The organism is Staphylococcus nepalensis (assembly GCF_002442935.1).
Lineage (GTDB): Bacteria > Bacillota > Bacilli > Staphylococcales > Staphylococcaceae > Staphylococcus > Staphylococcus nepalensis.
On record NZ_CP017466.1, the window covers coordinates 2,451,319 to 2,473,988 of the forward strand.

The window sequence follows — 22,670 nt, forward strand, 5'->3', positions numbered from 1 at the left end:
AAAAATTAGGAATAAGGAGTGGACATATATGGTTCATCAAATTCGAGAAATTGGTATCAATGATATAGAACCTTTCGTTAAACTATTAAGCACGATCTATGATGAATCTGATTATTTGATATACAATCCGGGCGAATATGCGCCGTCTAATACAGACGCAGTTGCAACTTTAGAACATTACATTACTTCCCCTTCTAATGCCATTTATATCGCAGAAAATAATGGCGAACTCGTTGGCTTTGCAATCGTCGCTACAGAAAATTTCGAACGCACACGTCATGAAGCACATTTTTCTATGGGTGTTATAAGACACTATCGCGAAAAAGGATTAGGACAATCATTAATCAATTCTATCGAAGCGTGGTGTTTAAATCATGATATTCATCGCATCGAAGTCGAAGTAGTTCCTGAAAATACGACCGCTGTTGATTTATTTAAAAGTGCTAATTATCAAATCGAAGGAGAACTTAAAGATAAACTATTTATTGATCATCGTTACTATAATAAATATATCATGGCTAAATTACTAATTTAACGATTTAAATGTAAAAAAACATAAATAACTTTCTTATTTATAGTTTAATCTTTTTTTTATAAATATCCAAATGACAATGACATGTTTTGAATTAAGATATAAAACACTGCTTTTATTTAATTACTAAACTTTGTAAGTTGAAATTCGATGCTTTGAAAAGTGTGAAATACAACTCTAACATTTCTAAGTGCTGTCTGACTAATATGGCTAAAATCAAATAATATATCATGAATCAACTAAACCTTACCCTGTATTCCAAATGAAGTATATGCTTATGATTATGCTACACTCCTAAACTTGAACGCTAAAATTCAACTTCAGGAGTGTTTATTTATGTGTAGTAAAGTGCACTTTAGATTTCAATTAAAGTTAATTCAAGTGTACAACTTTAAAACATGAAGTTATAGAATATGAGGCAAAGCATACAATATTAAATAATTTTAAATAAAATACTATTACAATCAGTGTAACGCTTTAGTTACCAAAATTTCTAATCTCATATAGTTAAAAATACAAAAAACAAGTAAATTAAAAGCAAGATATCTGTGAAAACCAGAAATCTTGCCTTGGTTAGTTAGTTTAAACAAAAATGACCACAATCAATATTCAATTCTTTTAAATAAAATTAAACTAGCAGCATAAAGAATTAAACAATAAGCGATAGACATAATTAATATAATAATAAATTGTGATAAAAATACTTTGAGGCTGTTAGCATCTGTGAAACCATTAGGGAAAAGATAATGGAGGCCATGAATTAATGGCGCAATTGATATAAACATAAATAATAAAATAACACCTAATATAGTAAAACCAGTTGAAAACTTCATAGATAATAATACTGCAAAACATATAGCGATAAATGAAATACCAAAAATGCCAAAAATACTTAAAATATCAGAATACATATCCTCTGTTTCAGTAGGCAAAAACATCCCAGAAGCGTAGTTGAAATTTTTAATAAAAGTAAAATAGAGTACTTCCGAGACTATAAACAGTATAAAGAAATAAATAGTGTATATAGTAATCAAAGTAAATAGTTTAGTGTTAAGCAGTTTTGTACGTTTAATATCTTTGTAAAAAATTAATTTACCGCTACTGTATTCTTCGTAAAATAGTAAACTAACAAAATAAGACATCATGATTAAGGGTATGGCGAATTGAGATTGCGCCAATAATATGCCACAATAAAAATCTAAACCAGACAATCCATTGTTGACGCCACCAACTTGCATAAAATTAGTTGGTAGAAATAAAGTGATTAAATAGAGTAACGGATATAAAGCGATAGCGAAAAAAATTTTAGCAGATGTACGGGATGATATATTCAAGAAAATATTTCTAAATAACATTTAATCATCTCCTTTATTTTCAAAATGATTGAAAATGTGATATAAATCTTCTTCAGTATTTTCTATGCTTACTAAATTATATTTTTCGAGTATCTTTTGCATTAAACCATTATAGTCATCTCCCTCTTTATTAATATAAATAATATTATCTTCTATTTTATTAATTATTGGGAAAAATTCTATATATGAAAGCGTGTCTGCTTGTGTAACATTTTTATTAAGTACTATTTTAAACGAAACATGTTTATCTAATTCTATACTATGCAGCTTGCCTTCTTTTAACATGACAAACCTATCACATACTTCTTCTAGTTCATTTAATTGGTGACTTGATATTAAAAGAGAAATACGCTTGTTTTTAACCCAATTTTTAAGTGAGCTTATCAATATTTTCACGCCATTAGGATCTAATCCTACGAAAGGTTCATCCATAATTGCTAATTTAGGCTCAGTTAATAAACACATTGCTAACGAGAGTCTTTGTTTCATACCAAAAGAAAAATCTTTAACTTTTTTATTTTTAGTATCTAATAGACCCACTAATTTTAATATATTATGAATATTATCTATGTATTGCGTTTGATTATTTACCTTTAAAAAGTATAATAAGTTCCTTTCAGCTGTTAAATGCTCATAATAAACAGTATCAATCATAATTCCAACATTTTTTAATATATTGTCGTGTTTAAAAATATCTATTTTATCAATATAAATATGACCTGAAGTTGGTTTTTTAGTTTTAGCGATTATTTTCATTAAAGTTGTTTTGCCAGCACCATTTTTACCTAGTAGACCCACTATTTCTCCTTCATTAACAGTTAAATTTATATTATCCAAAATCATGACATTATCATTTTTAAACTTTTTATAAATATGATCTATTTTTAACATCTTTGCTCCCTCTTTTCGTAAATAGTTTAGCCAGTAAATAACTTAGAACAAAGTACAGTAAAAAAAGAAATGTTAATTGGGAGAGTGATAACAGATTCGTATTCATACTAGTATAAAATCCGTCTTTTTCATAAGCATATTTTGAAGCTATATCATAAAAAACAGGGTTATGCATAATTGATTTAGCAGATATCACGTAATAGATTAGGTTAAAAATACTCATAATAAATATGAGTGATATAGTATATTTAGTTTTACTAAAACATATAGAAATCATATTTATCATAATTGGAATTATGATAATACCTAATAGCATTACTATCAAACCTAAATTAATATTTATAATTGACATCGTTATAGAACATACAATATTTAAAACGAATGAAATTAAAATACTTTTATATTTTGCATTCAATTTTAAAACCTCCACTTTTAAGAAAATCTATATACAAACACGTTAATATAACCAATGAAGAAAAATAGCATCCTGTAATTTATATTTATGATATAGATAATACAATAAAAGACTTATTGGAAACTTCGTCAGCAAATTTATTAAAAAATTCCCATTTAAATGTAAAATTAAAGCAAACATTAAAGAACCTATAATAAAACTCCATTTTTTATTAAAAGCAGACATCAGTATCATTAATATTAAATGTCGGAATAAAAATTCTTCACCGAAAGCGACTATAAAATATTCTATTGTTGCTGCTTTGCCAGCTAAGTATAATGATAATAATAAGACTATCGGAAATAATATTACTGTTCTTTTCCAGTCAAATACATGGTTCAAAAGGTGTTTTATAGGTTTGCCTAAAAAACGGTTAATTAATAAAAGCGGTAAAAGTATAAAAGATAATAAAAAACACACCACAAAAGACATTAAGTATATACGTGAAAATACACTGTCGTTGAAAAACGTAATAAACATTATACATACATTAAAAAAACACCTACAATCATAATTAACGCGCTTGATGATAAAACACTTTCAAATTTTTTCATTATTAGCTCCTAGCCTCAGAATAGAAAAGACTAAGATATTAATTTAAAATTTTATTAATATCTTAGTCTTTAACTACCACTTATTTTGCTTAGAAATACCATCTTTTACCTCTTCTACCAAATTTAAAAATCCATATATTTACCTCATTCAAAGAAAAAAGATCCATTAATGATTTCATAACGCTCCCCTCCTTTCACTATGAGTATACTCTATTTTTTTATAAGACACAATACAATAATAATTTTAATATATTTATATTTTTTTAGTTATCTACAGTTTAATATAAAATAATGATTTTTTAGTTATGATGTTTTAAAGGTATAAGTATATTATACAAAGTTCTATTTATAATACTTCATAATCACTTTAAATAAGCATATAAATATTAAAAAGTGTGCATTAATCTATTTTGATAAGCTAGTGTTATAGTGTGAAAGTAACTGAGTGTTAACAATTATTTCTTAGCATTGATGCGCTTATCATTATTGAAGTAATAATAATGCTTAGGGTACTGACTAAATAATGATATGCTTTTTATAGCTGATTGTTACTTATCTTCTGAAAATAATTGTTCGCGAGTCGTTTTGAATATCCACGATTCGGCCGAAAAATGCACAACCAAAATTAAACTTTTCATATCAAAAAAAGCACCTCCATTAAAATGGGGTGCTTTTTTGGTAAATGTATATAGGCATGATGTTATACTACATTACTTTAGTATGGATTTAGTTCAACGCCATTAGGGTTAGTCTGTTCTGCGTTAAATTCAGTTTCGACACCTGATGATGTTGTGTTTCTACTTAGAAATGCTAACACGTCTTTCATATTTTGTTGTGACTCTGGCAATTCCATATGAAATTGATATTGATGTCTTAATTTATGTGTACCATCATAAAACAATTTGTCGACCGGTACGTCTGTTGCTTTTAATTTTTTATAAAAATTAATATTTTGACTATAAAACGGATCGGCATCACCAACAGATAAAAATGTGGGCGGATAATCTTCAGTAACTTGGTTTATGGTAGACATTTCACTAATATATTTAAATTGTTGTTCCCAATTTCGTTTACCAGTATAACTTTCCATAAACAATTGAATTCTCGGAAACTCTGTTGCCCTAACTGTTTTCATATCAAAGAATCCACCAAAAAAGATTGCTGCTTTAAGTTGGTCAGGCTCAAATTGTTGTTTAAATTCCATATCTTCTTTTAATGATTCATTTGTTTGGATCGCGGCATATTGACTCGACAATTGTGCACCAGCAGAATCTCCACCAAAAATAACTTGATCAAAATCAATCGGTAATTCATGTTTATTTCTTTTAATAAAACTTACTGCTTGATCAATTTGTTGTAGTTGCATAGGATATTTAAAATCCGGCGCAAGTGCATAATTGATATTCACGACAATATACCCTTGCTCAGCAATTTTAGCTAACAAAGGATTTTTGTACTGTTTGTCTCCAGCGATGAAACCGCCCCCATGCATCCAAAAAATCACCGGGAGTTTATTATCTTGGTCTAATTCATTTGGGGTTAATATATCCAGTCGGCTATTCGGCAAGCCGGTGCCATAAGTGATATTTGTAAATGCGTTCACATTTTTATTATTGATTTGTACTTTTTCATCTATTTCTCTTGTATTTTGTCTGTCATATTGGAATTTTAAAAGTAATGCCATAATTACTGCAACAATAATAATAATGACCGTCGTGATAAGGGTCCACTTACGTTTATTTTTCATAGATTACCTTTCCTTTCGGAAGCATTGTACCATAATAAATAATTTCACAATAGTATTATTAAGAATTGACACACTAGAAAACTCAGCTTGCAGTTATTAGCAAGCTGAGCTACATTATATTTTTATTTATATTGTTTCTTTAACATTTTATGCAATGAATTTTTTGTTTTGTCGTTTTCTACTGTAGTACTTAATAAGTACGCCAATAACAACGATAAGACCAACATAACCCATAATTGGATATAAATAGTTTATTAAGCCTGCGAAACCAACAAAGCTTAAACCATAAGCTATAATTACCATAGCTACAATAAAAATATGATACTTTTTACTATATGGTTCTGTGAACCGCGCTGCGAAAGAATACATTAAACCAAGGATTGTATTATACATTACAGCTAACATAATGATTGATAAGACAAGCGCTATCCATGGACTTATATCATTCGCTAGCGTCAACATTGGTATGTCTGCATCTTTAATTTTAGGAAATTCAGACTGTAACGCAAAGTTAATTAAAGCTAATAATACCGTATAAACAATACCACCAAATAAAGCGCCTGCGCCTGAAACTCTACGTCTTGAAGCGTCGCCACCGATTGCTACTATTGTACTAAACCCTACGGCAAAAGCCAGTCCACCATAGTTTATACCATATATAATTCCTTTCCATAAAGTATCTTCTGGTACAGTCTCATTGACCTCACCAAATGAGATACTACCGTTAAATAAATAATACCCAGCAATAATAACTACTAACACAATTAGAAACGGCGTAACAATGCCTAATGCTCTAACAATTTTATTAAAATCCATCAATAGTGTGATATATATTGCGATAACCATTATCAATGCACCTAACCACGTCGGTACACCGAAACTTTCTTGAAATGTTGATCCTGCTCCAGCAATCATTGTAACTGAAATACCGAATAAGAAAAAGATAAGTAAATAGTCCACAATTTTACTGAATGCACTTCCGAATAAATAATCTAAAGTTGATTCATGGTTTTGTGCGTCAAACGCCGTACCAATCTTTGCAACTTGTCTACCTATAAATCCTAAAATGAGACCAGAAAGTATAACACCAATATATGACCACAAGCCATATGGTGAGAAGAATTGCATAACTTCCTGTCCTGTTGAAAAGCCAGCACCTACAACGATACCGACATAAGCGAAACCAATTTTTATAGCTTCTTTATTCAACCCCATGTGATAAATAACCTCCTCATAGTTAACACATTTTGTAATTATAACGTACTGACTATAATTTGCAACATGACAAAATTAAAGTTTACACAATCCATTAAAAAATAAAGATTATATACAGACTATTTATTCCTTTTTAATCATTCACTTTTACTTTTAAAAATAAATAATTGCATATCACATATACTATTATAATAAATAATATCAATTAACATTTTGCAACTTTATACATTTTCTTTTTATAAAGACACACCAAAAATACAAGTAAATTTTTTTGAAAAAATTTTTATTTTTTTAAATAAACGTCTATTTCATCCTAATCATGATTAAACAATAGTCCTATTTTTGAACATAAAAAAACCGAAAACAATCAATATAGAATCGAATTGTTTTCGGCTGAAACCATTTTCATATTCAATTGTTACCACATCAGAATTCAATCATATCCAACATTTAACTATTGCTTATTAATGTGCATTTTTAAAATGATTAAGTTCATTGAAATCGACTACTACATTATCTAAACGTTTAGCAGTTTCTTTTAATACATTACGTGCAACACTATTTGAAGGATCTATTTTCAGTATTTGGCGAGAAATCTCTAATGCTTTTTTATCAGAAATGACTGGTTCGGGAACTGCGTGTAATAATAACATTTGCAATAAGCTTTTTACTTCTTTGCCGTCAGTAAGTTTTATGGATGATTCCGCATGGTAATAAGCAGAATCTAAAGCTCCTTGTAGTTCACTTAATGGATAGACAAGTAATAGAAAAGCTAAGTCGTGCATTTCTGCAGTTTCTTCATTTTTCATCATATCTAAAATACATGTATAGAACATGATACTTTCCACTTCATGAGCACTTGAGATATAAGCTTCTTCAAATTCCATAAAATCTGTCTGGGACATAAGACGTTTTACTGACTCAAATTCGCCGTTTAAGACATGCTTCTGTATCAATGCTTTCATGGCAATGTCCTCCTAGATATCCAGATTTCTATAACAGTTATACATTATTTTACCACATCTCAATTATATATTCATTTAAAAAGAATATTTTTATCAAGTTAATTGAAGGCCTTTTAATTATAACTGTTCAATTCACACCATTGCTGAAATTTTATACATGTATCCTTGAATTTGCACTAATTGAATTGGTTGTTCAATTCATCTACTACTTCATCAATTGAGTTCCCTACAGAGATTTTTACAGCTGCATTAAAAGCACCCTCCACTATCGGTGCATTCATTTTTTCTACACGGTAATTTCCTTCATACATCTCAATGGCTAAATCAAGGTTCATCTCAGCAGAACCTATATCATAAAAACATAAAGCATCATTATCCAATTGGTTGATCATTTCTTGAATATCATCATAAGAAGTGCCAATATTACCATTTGCGCCACCTTGAGCTACAACTCCAACATCTTCTCCTACCATTTGATTAATAAGCGCTTTTGTTCCTTCAGCGATCTCCTTGCTATGGCTTACAATGATAATTTGTGTCATGGTTAATCAACTCCAATCAATGCGTTTAAGATATACACACTACTTTGGGCGCCAGGGTCAACATGACCTTTTGATGCTTCTTTGAAATAAGCTGCTCGGCCTTTTGTAGCTTCTATATTTTCGGTCAAATCTGCATAAGATTGCAGGTCCTCAAACGCTAGTGTGTCTCCATTACTCACCGCTTCGCTTGCACGTTCAATCACGTCATACATTGTTTTTTCATTCAATTCAACTTTGCCACGTTGAGCAACTGCTTCTGAAAATGTTTTGAGCACTTCTTTCAAGTTATCATTATCTAATTCATCTTTGACGACTTGTGACATTTTTACAAAACTAAAGCCATACAATGGACCAGAGGCCCCGCCAATATTTGACATTAATGCCATTCCAGTAGACTTGAATAATGCTGCCATTGAGTTATCATCTAGTTGTTCAGGCAAGGATTTAAATCCTCTTAACATATTCACGCCATGGTCGCCATCGCCAATCGCTCTATCTAACTCTGTTAATAACGGCTCTTTTTCCTCAAAAACATCAACTAAATTAAGTAGTCTCTCTTTTAACTCTGCTACATTCATATATCTTCACTCCCTCTTATATCTATCACCGTATTAAATATTAAAATACGGACTACTTGTAGATGTAGTCAGAGCTTCATATACGGCTTCAGAGTATGGCACAAATGTTAATGAAACACCTTCCATATCTAATGAAGTCATATAATCTCCGACTAACCACAGTTTAACGTCTTTTTGTTTATCATCTAATTGTTGTGACACATATTTTGTTACAATATTTAGTTCAGACAATGGCGTTGCCCCCATGCCATTGACCATGACAATCAGTTGTTTAGCTTTTACTTCTTTTAATAACTCAGCTATTAGTCGTTCTACAATCAAATCAACACTTTCAATTTTCTTACTTGCTAATCCCTTTTCACCATGTATACCAATTCCAATCTCCATTGATTCATCATCAATATCAAAGCCATATTGTCCGGTTGTAGGCACTAACGGGGGCGTTAGTGCCATACCTATAGATTTTATAGTTGGTAATAATTGTTCTAGTTTTTTTTTAATTGTAGCGAGTGACTCTCCTTTATCTGCTAGATAACCAGCAACTTTATGCACAAATACAGTACCAGCTACGCCTCTACGTTGGGTTTCATCACTTACAGCTACATCATCTTTGACTACCACTGTTTCAACTTGTATATCTTCCATCTCCGCCATTTCTTGTGCCATTTCAAAATTCATAACATCTCCGGCATAATTTTTGACAACAAGTAACACGCCATCGCCATTATCTACGGCTTTGATCGCACTTAAAATCTTGTCCGGTGTTGGAGATGTAAAGACCTCACCACACACTGCAGCATCTAACATACCTTCTGCAACGTAACCAGCGTGAGCTGGTTCGTGACCACTGCCCCCGCCAGAAACAATCGCTACACCTTTTTCTTTTTTATTTTTTCGTACCACAACTGTATCGGAAATAACTTCAATCTGTTTATTTGAAATCGTAAGACCATCTAACATATCTGATAAAAATTGTGTTTTATCTTTGATTAATTTTTTCATAACGACGACCTCCTATTTTTAGCTATTCATATATAGTATACATTATCTATAAATGTAAACGCTAACAACTCCTCGTGTACTTTTAAAAAGAGTGGGTTACTAATCAATGTGTACTGGATTGATTATAGATACCCACTCTTGTTGAATAATTATGGTTTTTTAATTTATTAGGTTTAATGTGATACTTTCATATAATTCCCCAAAATATCCCTCTTAAACTGATTTTGTTTTATACATTAAGTATAAGAAATAAGGGGCACCGATAATTGATACTACAATACCTGCTGGGATACCAGAAGGTTGTAATATGATTTGCCCTACCGTATCTGCTAACACAAGTAAAAACGCACCGATAAATATAGATATTGGTAAGAATAATTGATGTCTTGGGCCAACTATAGATTTAGCAATATGTGGGCCCAATAATCCAATAAAACCAATAGCACCAGCAACTGACACCGCTGCTGAAGAGAGTACGACTGCGATTAATAATAGCACTATGCGTTCTTTTCCAATTTTCACACCAACGCCTTGAGCAATATATTGATGCGTATTTAACAGATTTAAAACATTCGATTTTAATAATAAAAATGGGATAAGTACAATGACCCAAGGCAAGAATGCAATTACAAAAGCCCATTCGTCACCCCAAATGTTACCCGCAAGCCATGAAGCAATAAATTCCGATTGGTCTTCATCAAATGTAGACATGAGCGTGAGCGAACCACCGCTTAACGCTGTAGCCATACCCACACCTACTAATACCATACTTGCCGGCGTGATACCTTCACCCCTATTGTAACTAAATGAAAATATAATTAATGCAGTAATTATACCGCCTAACATACTGATAAACGGTAGTACATAAACAAAGTTATCTGCGCTTACTTGTCCTACCACGATAAATAATGCGATAGCGAACCCGCTGCCAGCATTTATACCTAAAATACCAGGCTCAGCTAACGGGTTTTTAGTTACACTTTGTATAATAGCTCCACTCATTGCTAAAGCAGCGCCAGCTAAAATAGTAATAATCATTCTTGGAAGCCTAAATTCCATTAAGATAAGTGTATCAGTGTATTCACCTTGTCCTATTAATGTCTTAAAGAACGTACCTACTGACATCTTGTATTCACCCGATGTCATACTCCAAGCACACGCCAATAGTACCAATATGATAAGTATCGCCATTGTTAATAACTGCTTATGTCTTAACTTTGGATCTATCATGAAAAGCGCCCTCCTCTTTTAACTAAATATAAAAAGTAAGGTACGCCAATAAATGAAATGATTGCCCCAACTGGAGCTTCACCTAACATACGAGCTACCGTATCTGCAACCAACAATAACAAACCACCTATAATAGCTGTTAATGGAAGTACACGTGCATAATCTGTACCGACTAAATAACGCACTATGTGAGGTACCATAAGTCCTACAAATGCAATTTGACCAACCATAGCTACTGCAATACCAGCCATAACCATTGAAATAATCAAAGCAATTGCGCGTGTTAATGCTACGTTTTGACCCAAACCTATGGCTAGAGTTTCGCCTAAATTTAAAATAGTTAGTTGCTTACTCATCGCAACAATGATGACAAGTGCAACTATTATAAATGGAGCTGCCCATATTAATTGACCCCATGTTGTGCCAGATACGCCGCCTGCGCTCCAGAACGTCAAACTTTGATTTAATCTAAACAATAGTGCAACACCTTGACTTAAAGCTGTCAATAAAGCACTTACTGCAGCACCGGCAAGGATAATTCTCATAGGGTTAAAACCATCACTTCTTGATCTACCTATCATGAGGACTATAAAACCACCCATAATGGCGCCGATAAACCCCGCTATCATTAATACTATAAATGGGGCTGTTGGATAAAATGCAAAAGTGAGTGCTAACATGAAAGAGGCTCCTGAATTTAACCCAATCAAACTTGGATCTGCTAAGCCATTTTTAGTCACACCTTGAATAACTGCTCCTGAAGTCGCCAAAGCAACCCCGACTAACATAGCTCCTATATCTCTTGGTATGCGTATTTCACTTATTATATTATGTTGTTGATTTTTACTGTCATAATTGAAAACAGCGTCAAATATAGTTGAGATATGGATTTTAGCATCCCCAATTACAATTGATACAACCAAAGCAACAATGAGTAATACTACGCTAATGATAAATGTTGTTGTAAAATTTAGCTTCCCTTTTTTCTGTGTGGTCATCATTACACCTAAACTTCTGAATAGCTTTTTTTACATAAATCATAGGTAACTAGCATAGGTTTCCCAGTTCTGGGATCAGTACTAATTTCTACGTCTATATTGAATACTTTTTCTAAAATTTCTTTTGTTAATACTTCTTCAGTGTCACCATCTGCAACGATATCTCCTTGCTTCATCGTAATTAAATGGTCTGAGAAACGCACTGCTTGATTAATATCATGTAATACCATAATGATAGTACAACCTTGCTCTTCATTAAGTTGGGTAATTAATTCTAATATTTCTAATTGATGTGAAATATCTAAATAGGTTGTAGGTTCATCTAAAAAGATAATATCTGTACGTTGCGCTAATGCCATTGCAATCCATACTCTTTGACGTTGACCGCCACTTAAATCATTGATAGGACGCAGACGGAATTCATAAGTTCCCGTCACTGTCATAGCCCAATCAATCTCTTTTTTATCTTCTGCAGATAGTCTGCCAAACCCTTTTTGATGTGGAAAACGTCCATAAGATACAAGTTCTCCAACTGTTAATCCATCTGCTACTTCTGGTGATTGAGGTAAAATAGCAATTTTTTTAGCTACTTCCTTGGTTGATTGCGCATGCAAATCTTCGCCGTCTAGTTTAATTTCGCCACCTTTAATTGGCAATAATCGTGAAAGCGCTTTTAATAAGGTTGATTTTCCGCAACCATTAGGTCCAATAATAGATGTTATTTTACCTGTAGGAATGTGTACATCTAACTGGTCCACAATCACATTATCCCCGTAGCCTATCGTAACTTGTTCTCCTTCTAAGCGAGTCATAGTTTCCCTTCTTCCTAATACATAATAAGCATAAAATAATCTATATCGTTTATATTTGTTTATCGTATTGTTCTTCCAAATGATAATCATTATCACAGATGATATTATATCATTTTTTAGGTATGATGACTAATAAATATGATAGATTATCACTGATTATCTTAAGAATTTATACATTTATGTTTGCTATGTAAGTTAAAAAAAAAAACGATTTGAAGTGCCTATAACAATCGCGTCTTATTCTTGAATATGTTATCAACAGTAATTGGTGAAATAAGACAATTCATGCTGATAAAAACTGCTCCTACATTTGATAATTTAAACTTTATAAAAAATTAAAACCTTGATACACGATTTAAATCCTGTAACAAGGTTTTAATTTACAATTTTTCAATTAATGTTCATCAATTAAAAAACCATTACCATAGACATCACGTACATCATGAATAACGAGAAATGCCTCACTGTCTATTTTTTTGATTAAACGTTTGGCTTTGGTCACTTGCGTTTTTGTAATGACAACATATAATATATCTTTTTCTTGTTTAGAGAAATATCCTCTACCATTTAAAATAGTAAGTCCGCGTCCAACTTGTTCATCAATCACCTTAGCAATTTCATCTGGTTTGCTAGAAATAATCGTCATTGCTTTTTTCGTATTTAAGCCTTCAATAACATAATCCATAACTTTTGTACCGATATACAGTGATATCACTGTAACTAATGCACTAGGAATTGGTATCACTGTTAATGAAATTGCCACAACAATTAAATCGAAGAACAATAAGGCATAGGGCGTACTGACGTCTAAGTATTTATTAGCGATTCTAGCTAAAATAGTTGTACCAGCTGTCGTTCCTCCTGCAAGCACAATCACACCAATACCCAAACCTACACACATGCCCCCAAAAACAGCATTAACGAGTATATTACCAGTTTCTATTTCCCAGCTTACAGTTAATTCTAAAAATAATGATATCAAAATGGTTGCCACTATTGTTAAATACATACTTCTTTTACTCAAGAATTTATAGCCTATGGCAATAAGCACCACATTAAATACAAAGTTAGTTATACCAGGGGATACGTGAAAGGCATAATAAAGTACGATAGCTATACCGGTCACGCCTCCCTCACCTAAATCAGCAGATATGATAAAAGTGTTAACGCCTGCTGAAAATATAAATGACCCGATTACTACCAAAATTAAATCTCGTACTGTTTTATTCACTCACATGACCCCCTTATATAACTCCAATCACTTGAATATTAGCAAACTATGGAAGATACCACAATATCATTCATAAAATACAGCTTATAAATACATGTGAAAAACCTTGATATTATCATATTTATTGCATTATCTTCTTTTAGAAGTTTAAAAATTCTGAATTTTCGGTTTACTTATACACTTTCCTTTGCTATAATAAAACCTATCTTCTTATTGATTAGCAATAAGAAGCCATCTCCTTTGTGTTGTTTATAGTAACATACAAAACAATTTTTGCTCGAGTATATTGGTAGTACCTAGTCCTTACTATTAATATACAATTAATTCATTTCCCGTGAAAGCCAAGTAATATTGAATGTGTATCGTCACTTCAATTACTTGGCTTTATTTTTTGATTTAATAATCGTTTAAAACAGAAACGGGTAGAAGCTGCTTCCTTCTAAATTTACTTTCTTCTCTCTGAACTTTAATGATTAGATAAAATAATACAAGCGCGGCCTTCTTCTTTTTTCCAATTAAATGCGCTTTATATAATAATGAGAGAAACATGATTATTTATGTTTCAGACCTTTTTATATCCATTTAATGCACAAAAAAGCGCGAGATGAAAACCAAGTGAATGCATTGGTTTTCTATTTCGCGCTATCTTCATACGCCATGCTAAAAATATATTTTCTATAACACTTCATCATATTTTTCTATTGTTTGATAAATAATTCACTCAGTTTATACAACCACTTCACGCATGGTGTATTACCAAGCAAATAATCCAACAAAGCCAGCAGTCATGAGTGACACTAAAATACCTGCAAGTAACATCATAGGTACATATTGTGACACGAAATCTGAAGTTTTTTTATCTACGATACCTTTCAACGTACCAATAATCATTCCTATCGTTGAGAAGTTAGCAAAAGATACTAAAAACGTAGTAATCACTGCACGTCTATGTGGAGAATAAGCATCTACTACATCTTTAATTTGTCCCATTACCACAAACTCATTTGTTACGATTTTCTTAGCCATTTGTTGCGCAACAATCCAAGCTTCGTCAAATGGTAAGCCAAGTAATAAAGCAAATGGATACATGAAAGTGCCTAAAATTTGGTCAAGACCAAAGCTGCCTTTGAGACCAGCCCAACCACCAATAATACCTGTAATTAAATTGATAAAGCGATCAATTAAATCAGATAATGCAACAAAGCTAATAACGAAAGCGATAATAATCAAAATTAATTTACCAGCATTTAATACTGAATCTCCTAAAAATGAGAAAAATGGTTGTTTTTCAATTTCTTCATTGCGGATACTGTAAATAACATCTTCTTTCTCTTCTACTGAAACAGGATTTAAGATAGAAGATACGATAATTGCGTTAATGATATTTAATGGAATAGCAGTCAAAACTAAATCGCCCGGTATCATAGAAACATATGCACCAACGATTGCACCAGAGATTGAACTCATAGCCATCATAGCAACTGTTAACACACGTGTTTCTTTCATTCTTTTCAACTGTTCGTTAGATACGGCTAAAGCTTCTGTATTACCTAAAAACATCATTTCAATACCGAAGAAAGATTCGAATTTTGGTTGGCGTGTGACTTTAGCTAAAAACCAACCGATACCACCAATAACTTTAGGTAAAATATTAAAATACATTAAAATATCGAAAAGCGGTACTACCAATAAAATTGGGAATAGCGCACTTACAGCCATATCCATCGTTTCAGTATTTACCCAACTTGCAAAAGCAAACCCTGTACCTGCATGTGCAGAGTCAATCACCCAAGCAATTCCGTTCGCTAAGTATTGGACGCCTGCTTTCCCCCAAGGAAAATACATAAAGAACCATGCTAAGAACAAGTTAATAACGACTAATATACCAATAGATTTCCACTGTATGTCTGATTTTTTTCTAGAAAAAAGTACAGCGATACCTAAGAATACAATTAACCCAATAATGTTAATCAATAAAAACATCATACACCCACCATTTCTTAATTAAATAAATAATTAGCTGAATATATAAAAGCAACACTCGATTATGTATAAGAATTATTAAGATGAGCACATTGTCTACTGCTTGTTTTAAGCTACATGTATTAGTCCAGCTATCGTTCAATGCACTCATCTTTTAATTTTATTTCCTATTTATTTAATACTATGCTTGATGATAAAATCATCATTCCCTCAATGATTGTCACTTAATAATTCACAATAATTATATCATGTATGTACATTATATAAAATAACAATTTTATAGTTCGCATATATTTAAGAAACATAATTGATTCACGCAATATTATACGTGTTTTCATGTTGTTTTCATTAATTGTTCAAACTATCTTGTTAAGTTTTGTGTATGGACAAATTGCTGATATTTTTCGTGACTAGCCATTAGCGCTTGGTGCGTTCCTATACCTGTTACATTACCATTATCAATAAAAATAATCTGTTCAGCTTTCTTAATTGTGGATAACCTATGGGCAATCACAATTGTTGTTCGATTTTCCATTAATTCTTCTAAAGCATCTTGGATTTTTCTTTCACTTTCACTATCTAAATTGGCAGTAGCCTCATCTAATAATAAAATATCTGGATTTTTAACAAAACTTCGCGCAATATCTATACGTTGACGCTGGCCTCCTGATAATTTTAACCCTCTTTCACCAACAATAGTGTCATAGCCTTCTTCAAACGCTACAATAAACTCGTGACAATTTGCCAATTGTGCGTAATAAATCAATTCTTCATCAGAGACTTCCCGGTTAATACCATATAAAATGTTATCTCTAATCGTACCATTCATCATAGAATTAGACTGCATCACATACCCAATTTTCTCTCGCCATGCTCCTAATGCTATATCATAGATGGATTGATTGCCATATTTAATATCACCATGCTCAATATCATACATACGTTCAATGATATTGAATATGGTACTCTTACCTGAGCCCGAAGGCCCTACGAATGCAGTTACACTGCTAGATGGTATATCAAATGATATATTGGAAAGTATTGGTTTACTACCATATTGAAAATCCACGTTTTCAAAGGTTAAGCTCCCATCAATAATTGGCTGTAGTTGTCCTGTAACAAATACTTCAGTAGGTTCTTCCATAATTTCGTATATACGGCTACTTGCACCAACAGCTTTTTTATAGTCTGTGACTAATGTAGATAAATTTATAAGAGGCTGTGTTAATTGAATAACATAAAAAATCATTGCAATGAGTGTCCCTGCTGTGATTGCGCCAGTTGAAATACGTATCGCACCAAATCCTAAAATAACTGCAATCGTTAATAACATAATAACACCTGATATCGGTTGTATAACTGCTGTAATCTTCGCTTGTTTCAAACCTAAAAAGTATATCTCTTTTAAATTTTTATGCGCATTATCTAATTCAATCTTTTCTGTTCGTGATACTTTAACTAATCGCATTTCTGTTAATACACGGCCTAATAATCCGCTAAAATTAGCTATTTCTGCTTGCGTTTTTTTTGATATATTTTGCATAATTTTACCCAATGGAATCATTATTAATACAAATATAGGTATTGTAATAAATGTTAATAAAGTCATTTGCCAATCCATCACAAATAACATTATTAAAGATCCTACAATAGTTAATACAGAAGGCAGTAAATTGGGCAGTTTTTGCGAAATAAATTCATTAATCACTTTTGTGTCATCCGTTAAACGGCTCATTAATTGACCACTTTCATTTTTATCAAAAAATGGCATTTTTAAATGGATAATATGTTTCCATAAAACGGAACGAATAGCATAAATGATTTTCTCCCCAATTTTACTCAATAAATACAAACCTATACCACTGAGTAAAGCGTTTATAATAAATATGGATATAAAAGCAGTGATAAACATCCAATTAATATTTTCAAAAGAAAATTTATCTACAAGTTTACCTGTAAAAAAAGGAACTACTAGTCCAGTAATACTGCCTAATGAAGAAATTAAAACAGCAATGATAATCAGACCAACAGGCCATGATAATTTTTTAAATAAGTAGAATAACGGATTCTCTTGTTTCATGTGTATTTACCTCTTCTAAAAATTTTTTAATTGTTTCATAACTTATGTTAAATGTGAGCAGTTTAACTTTAAAGTAATAAGCTAATTCAATTTTAACTCAATTATTTCGTGTTTTGCACAACAGTTTTCGATAATTTAATTATTTCAAATTTTCATTGGTGTAACATTTTATAATCTTCATACAATATGCTAAAATACTTCTGTTGTAGTCAAACAGAATATATTAAGAGGGAATGTAATTATGAGAAAGTTAATTATGGTAATTGTAACTGCGCTCTTCGTCGGTTCAATTATAACACCTTTTGCCGAAGCAGAAACAATAACACCCACGCAAGCGGCAAACCAATATGGTTATAATGTTACCGATGATTATCAGCCTGAAAGTGCAGTAAACATTGCTCAAACTGGTCAAATTCTTTATCAATATAATATTGATCAAAAATGGTACCCTGCTTCAATGACCAAACTAATGACAATGTATTTAACACTCGAAGCAGTAAAAAAAGGTGATTTAGCTTTAGATGACAAGGTGAAAATCACTGATAAACATTATCGAATGTCTACCTTGCCTGAATTAAGTAACACTAAGCTCTATCCTGGAGAAACTTATACTATAAAAGAGTTGCTTCAGATTACAGTTTCAAATTCAAGTAACGCTGCAGCGCTTATACTTGGACAAGAAGTTTCTGACAACCTTTCAGATTTTACTGATTTAATGAATAAAAAAGCAAAATCTATCGGTATGAAAGATACACATTTTGTAAATCCAACAGGCGCTGAAAATAACCAATTAAAAGATTTTGCACCAAAAAAATACAAAAATGAAGATAATAATACTTCAACTGCTAGAGACTTTGCTATTTTAGCACAACGTACAGTTCAAGACACACCGAATATCCTACACTTTACTAAACAACTAGCACCAACACAACACGGTGTTACATACTATACATTTAACCATTCATTAGAAGGTGCAGATATGAGTTTAGAGGGTACGGATGGTTTAAAAACTGGGTCAAGCGATATTGCGGATTATAATCATACCATCACTACCAAAAGAGATAAGTTGAGAATTAACCAGACGATTATGGGTGCAGGTGATTACAACAATTTAGGTGGTGAAAAACAACGCAATATGATTGGTAATGCCTTAATGAATATGTCTTTCGATCAATATAAATACCAAAAAATTATTTCAAAAGGTACACATAAAATTAATGGCAAAACATATTATGTAGAGAAAGATTTATATGATGTACTTCCAAGTGATTTCGATAAAAATGATTATAAATATGTTATAAACGACGGCAAACTGCATATTGAATATGACCGTAAATTTATTTCTGATAAATACGGACCACCAACAGTTAAGGTAAGTAAGCCAATTATGCATCAAACTACTACAATCGTTAAAACAACTTGGGATGAACATCCTGTCTTAACTTTACTGGGTACTGTTTTAATTATTGCTGCTATTGCTATTATTATTTATCTTATTATCGAAGCTTTCAAAAAAAGAAAAAACCGTAAATAAGCTATAAATAACTGCTTATTAAAAAATGTTTTTCCAATAAAAAGGATCGTTCACATTTTGTGAACGATCCTTTTTACATAGTTACTTAAAATTAATTTAGAGACGAAATCTCTTTTTTCAAAAAGATTGCTTTCTTCCAATTCTGTAAAAATCGCTAGACACCTAAAATTAAGTTAATCAAAAATTTAACCTAACCATCTGCGACCAATATCATAGTCAGGGCTGAGACATTGCTTTATGCCCCAGCCCTAATACATATATGTGCCTAACGTATGATTTACGGTTAACTAAACAACCTAAAAATAATTGCTTGTCAGTTTATTTTTCAGCGTCGCCATATAGTTCTTTTTTAATTTGAGTCGTAGAAATGCCTTCAGTACGGTTAAGGTAAATGACTTCACATTTATCTTTCAAGAAATCAAATTCACCTTCCCAATCATGTCCCATTACGAAAGTATCAATTTCATAGCGATCAACATCAATTTCTTTTTGACCCCATCCACTTTCAGGGATTACTAAATCAACATAACGGATAGATTCTAACATCATTTTTCGTTGTTCATAGTTATAGTAAGATTTTTTGTTTTTAACACGATTAAATTCATCTGTAGATAAAGCTACTACTAAATAATCGCCCATTTCTCTAGCTCTCCTCAATAATTCAATATGACCATAATGTAATAAATCATACGTTCCATAAGTAATAACACGTTTCATGCGCTCATACTCCTTAACAAAATTTAATTAAAATTAACATTTTTTAAAAGTATAGCATAATGATCAAAAGTTTACGAATGATACTAAGTTTTACTTTTTAAGTATTTGCTTTAATTTTAATTTCCCTCTAAATTTAAAACGTTTCGGAATTGTTTCAAATTTAAAACGATAATAATTAGGTCGACCAATGCCGACACTTAGTAATGTCTCTTGCCATTTTTTGTATAACGTTTTATCCCAGTACTTGTTCGCTTGTTCAACAACTTTGATGATTCTAAACATTGCTTCCCCAGAATAATCTGTATTCTGCATGCTTTTCATATAAGACGTTACAATATCTAAAAGTTGATGTGTTAATTTTTTGTTATGTTCTAAATACGCTTGTAATAAATAACTCACAATGAGTTCGTCCATACGGTAACTATAATAAATACGTTCTTCCCTCAACAATAGTGTGTTCATAACTCTATTTCTAACTTTAATAGCGTCGCTCATATAACTTACAAATCGACCTGCTCTTTGATCTGTCACTGAACCTTTTTCTTCATGATAACCATATACAATAAAGGGTAATAGTTGAATATCGCGCGCTTTTTTGTACGCCTTAATCATAAAGGTATGTTCTTCGCAAAAAACAACATCTGCATCAAATTGTAAATCTTTAAATTTGGCACTAAACAATTTCCCACCAGGTCCAATAGACTGCATCATTTCAGGGCATTGCGCTAAGTTTACTTTATCAAATTTCTGTATCGGTTTGTGCGTGTAAACGCCTTTCCACTCGCCCTTATTTAATCTACCTATTTGCCCTAGGACGATATCTACATGTTCATCTTGTTGATAGTAATCTGCCATTGCATCTATACTGTTTGGTAAAAATTCGTCATCTGCATCTAGAAATATAAAAGCATCACCTGAAACATGAGTTAAAGCGTTATTTCTACTCATCGCTGCACCTTGATTATTTTGGTTTATGATATAAATATTTTTAGATGATTTTTGCAACTGTTCCAAAATTTGCTGACTTTCATCAGTAGAACCATCATTGATACAAATAATTTCATAATCTTGTTTAGTATCGATAGAACTGATTGCTCTTTGTATTGTGTTAGCTGCATTATAAACTGGTATGATAATTGATAATTTCATTCTTTCACCATTTTCTCTATATGATTTATAACTTGGGTTAAACTATCTTGCACATTATACTTATGCCAAGGTTCAAATAATGGTTTTAAACCATCTCGTTGTTCTTTTAATTTACATATTAATTCCTTTTCACTATACGCTTTATAATATTCTGGAATATTATAATAAAAAACGTTTAGCCCTCGTTCTTTTTCATAGTCAGCTTCATCATACACATAGAAGAAAGTTGGTTTATTTAGCAAACTTGCTTCTATTGCTAATGAACTATAATCTGTAATAACGATATCTGCCATAATCATCAATGTCTGTAAGTTAATCTTAGATTGTTTGTCTTGAGATAGGGACGGATGCAATTTACTAAACAATGTATATGACGGTAATGCCGCTTCAAATTGTGCTTTATCAATACTACGATTGGATTGATTATGTTCACGGTACGTAGGTACATAAAGCGCTACTTTATCTTTGATGCCGTATTGCAATTTTAATTCTTGTTGTCTTTGGGTTATATCTAACCTTGTGTACGGCACTAAACGTGGTAAACCTGTTCTTAAAAATTGATGGTCTTGTGCACCAAATGAGTCCTTAAAGCATTTAACCATTGGCTCGCCACCGACTAAATATTTGTCAGTAGCTTGATAAACACTTTGATATTGCTTAACCATTTTCTTATTATTTAAATCAACTTGATGGTCTGTAAGTCCAAATTTTTTCAACGCTCCTACAGCATGCCATGTCTGAATAATTGTCTGTTGCGGTTTCTTTTTGAGCCCTCCAAGCATTAAATAATATGTATCAATGACTATGATTTTTGCTGTACTTATTATCTTAATGTGTTGAAACACTTGTTTATTACCTGCAGGAATAAATAGTACATTTTCAAAGTTTTTAACATATTTTCTATTTATTTCCTTGGAAATAACTGTAACATGGTATGACTTACGATTTAATGTTTCAATAATCGGAAGTACATCCTCAACAAATGTCATCATGATTACAATGTGGTTGTTTTTTATTTTTTTCTTTTTATAAATTAAATTCAAAAAGCTAACAATTGTCATATAGAGCTTTTTTATTAACTGTCTCAAAAAATCCACCGCC

At 31.7% G+C, this 22,670-nt stretch carries 21 protein-coding genes; 2 read left to right on the plus strand and 19 right to left on the minus strand.

Annotation, left to right across the window (positions count from 1 at the left end):
* The first annotated feature begins 28 nt into the window (after positions 1 to 28).
* Positions 29 to 535 (plus strand): GNAT family N-acetyltransferase, encoded by a 507-nt coding sequence (locus BJG89_RS11760; RefSeq protein ID WP_096810774.1) that lies wholly within the window; start codon positions 29 to 31, stop codon positions 533 to 535.
* A gap of 599 nt (positions 536 to 1,134) precedes the next feature.
* Here the strand turns inward: BJG89_RS11760 and BJG89_RS11765 are convergent.
* From BJG89_RS11765 to BJG89_RS11840, 16 genes are all read right to left on the minus strand, one after another.
* Positions 1,135 to 1,887, minus strand: a complete 753-nt coding sequence (locus tag BJG89_RS11765) for an amino acid transporter (RefSeq protein ID WP_096810775.1) — start codon at positions 1,885 to 1,887, stop codon at positions 1,135 to 1,137.
* The gene (locus tag BJG89_RS11770; protein ID WP_096810776.1) at positions 1,888 to 2,778 is read right to left on the minus strand and encodes an ABC transporter ATP-binding protein; all 891 of its coding nucleotides are present in this window, start codon (positions 2,776 to 2,778) and stop codon (positions 1,888 to 1,890) included.
* Entirely contained in the window at positions 2,753 to 3,208 is a 456-nt protein-coding gene (locus BJG89_RS15060) for an Msa family membrane protein (protein WP_353653826.1), read from the minus strand. Before BJG89_RS15060 ends, BJG89_RS11770 begins: the two co-directional genes overlap by 26 nt.
* 27 nt (positions 3,209 to 3,235) lie before the next feature.
* A complete protein-coding gene (locus tag BJG89_RS15065) occupies positions 3,236 to 3,712 on the minus strand; it encodes a CPBP family glutamic-type intramembrane protease (RefSeq protein ID WP_096810778.1) in 477 nt (158 codons plus the stop codon).
* 789 nt (positions 3,713 to 4,501) lie between these two features.
* A complete protein-coding gene (locus BJG89_RS11785) occupies positions 4,502 to 5,533 on the minus strand; it encodes an alpha/beta hydrolase (RefSeq protein ID WP_096810779.1) in 1,032 nt (343 codons plus the stop codon).
* A gap of 147 nt (positions 5,534 to 5,680) precedes the next feature.
* Positions 5,681 to 6,748, minus strand: coding sequence for a YkvI family membrane protein (locus BJG89_RS11790; protein ID WP_096810780.1), 1,068 nt, complete (start codon positions 6,746 to 6,748; stop codon positions 5,681 to 5,683).
* A 464-nt stretch (positions 6,749 to 7,212) separates the two neighbouring features.
* Positions 7,213 to 7,713 carry a hypothetical protein gene (locus tag BJG89_RS11795; RefSeq protein WP_096810781.1) on the minus strand — a complete coding sequence of 167 codons (501 nt, stop codon included), beginning with the start codon at positions 7,711 to 7,713 and terminating at the stop codon, positions 7,213 to 7,215.
* A gap of 176 nt (positions 7,714 to 7,889) precedes the next feature.
* The gene (gene dhaM, locus BJG89_RS11800) at positions 7,890 to 8,255 is read right to left on the minus strand and encodes a dihydroxyacetone kinase phosphoryl donor subunit DhaM (protein WP_096810782.1); all 366 of its coding nucleotides are present in this window, start codon (positions 8,253 to 8,255) and stop codon (positions 7,890 to 7,892) included.
* Between the two features lie 2 nt (positions 8,256 to 8,257).
* Positions 8,258 to 8,833: a dihydroxyacetone kinase subunit DhaL gene (gene dhaL / locus BJG89_RS11805; RefSeq protein ID WP_096810783.1), complete on the minus strand. Its 576-nt coding sequence runs from the start codon at positions 8,831 to 8,833 to the stop codon at positions 8,258 to 8,260.
* Between the two features lie 33 nt (positions 8,834 to 8,866).
* The gene (dhaK, locus tag BJG89_RS11810) at positions 8,867 to 9,835 is read right to left on the minus strand and encodes a dihydroxyacetone kinase subunit DhaK (protein ID WP_096810784.1); all 969 of its coding nucleotides are present in this window, start codon (positions 9,833 to 9,835) and stop codon (positions 8,867 to 8,869) included.
* A 213-nt stretch (positions 9,836 to 10,048) separates the two neighbouring features.
* A complete protein-coding gene (locus BJG89_RS11815) occupies positions 10,049 to 11,065 on the minus strand; it encodes a FecCD family ABC transporter permease (protein WP_096810785.1) in 1,017 nt (338 codons plus the stop codon).
* Positions 11,062 to 12,063, minus strand: a complete 1,002-nt coding sequence (locus tag BJG89_RS11820) for a FecCD family ABC transporter permease (RefSeq protein WP_096810786.1) — start codon at positions 12,061 to 12,063, stop codon at positions 11,062 to 11,064. Before BJG89_RS11820 ends, BJG89_RS11815 begins: the two co-directional genes overlap by 4 nt.
* Positions 12,064 to 12,071: 8 nt before the next feature.
* Positions 12,072 to 12,875 (minus strand): ABC transporter ATP-binding protein, encoded by an 804-nt coding sequence (locus BJG89_RS11825; RefSeq protein WP_096810787.1) that lies wholly within the window; start codon positions 12,873 to 12,875, stop codon positions 12,072 to 12,074.
* Positions 12,876 to 13,269: 394 nt separating this feature from the next.
* Positions 13,270 to 14,106 carry a YitT family protein gene (locus BJG89_RS11830; RefSeq protein WP_096810788.1) on the minus strand — a complete coding sequence of 279 codons (837 nt, stop codon included), beginning with the start codon at positions 14,104 to 14,106 and terminating at the stop codon, positions 13,270 to 13,272.
* A gap of 753 nt (positions 14,107 to 14,859) precedes the next feature.
* Positions 14,860 to 16,089, minus strand: a complete 1,230-nt coding sequence (locus BJG89_RS11835) for a NupC/NupG family nucleoside CNT transporter (RefSeq protein ID WP_096810789.1) — start codon at positions 16,087 to 16,089, stop codon at positions 14,860 to 14,862.
* 361 nt (positions 16,090 to 16,450) lie between these two features.
* The gene (locus BJG89_RS11840; protein ID WP_096810790.1) at positions 16,451 to 18,169 is read right to left on the minus strand and encodes an ABC transporter ATP-binding protein; all 1,719 of its coding nucleotides are present in this window, start codon (positions 18,167 to 18,169) and stop codon (positions 16,451 to 16,453) included.
* 241 nt (positions 18,170 to 18,410) lie between these two features.
* Here BJG89_RS11840 and pbp4 point away from each other — a divergent pair, with 241 nt between their 5' ends.
* Entirely contained in the window at positions 18,411 to 19,703 is a 1,293-nt protein-coding gene (gene pbp4, locus BJG89_RS11845; protein WP_096810791.1) for a penicillin-binding protein PBP4, read from the plus strand.
* A 318-nt stretch (positions 19,704 to 20,021) separates the two neighbouring features.
* On the opposite strand, the gene tagD is transcribed toward pbp4, so the two are convergent.
* From tagD to tarB, 3 genes are all read right to left on the minus strand, one after another.
* Complete coding sequence (tagD, locus tag BJG89_RS11850; RefSeq protein WP_096810792.1) at positions 20,022 to 20,420, minus strand: glycerol-3-phosphate cytidylyltransferase; 399 nt, start codon at positions 20,418 to 20,420, stop codon at positions 20,022 to 20,024.
* 90 nt (positions 20,421 to 20,510) lie between these two features.
* The gene (locus BJG89_RS11855) at positions 20,511 to 21,569 is read right to left on the minus strand and encodes a glycosyltransferase family 2 protein (RefSeq protein ID WP_096810793.1); all 1,059 of its coding nucleotides are present in this window, start codon (positions 21,567 to 21,569) and stop codon (positions 20,511 to 20,513) included.
* On the minus strand, positions 21,566 to 22,657 hold the full coding sequence (tarB, locus tag BJG89_RS11860) for a teichoic acid glycerol-phosphate primase TarB (protein WP_096810794.1): 1,092 nt from the start codon (positions 22,655 to 22,657) through the stop codon (positions 21,566 to 21,568). The genes BJG89_RS11855 and tarB overlap by 4 nt, the downstream gene beginning before the upstream one ends.
* Between the last annotated feature and the right edge of the window lie 13 nt (positions 22,658 to 22,670).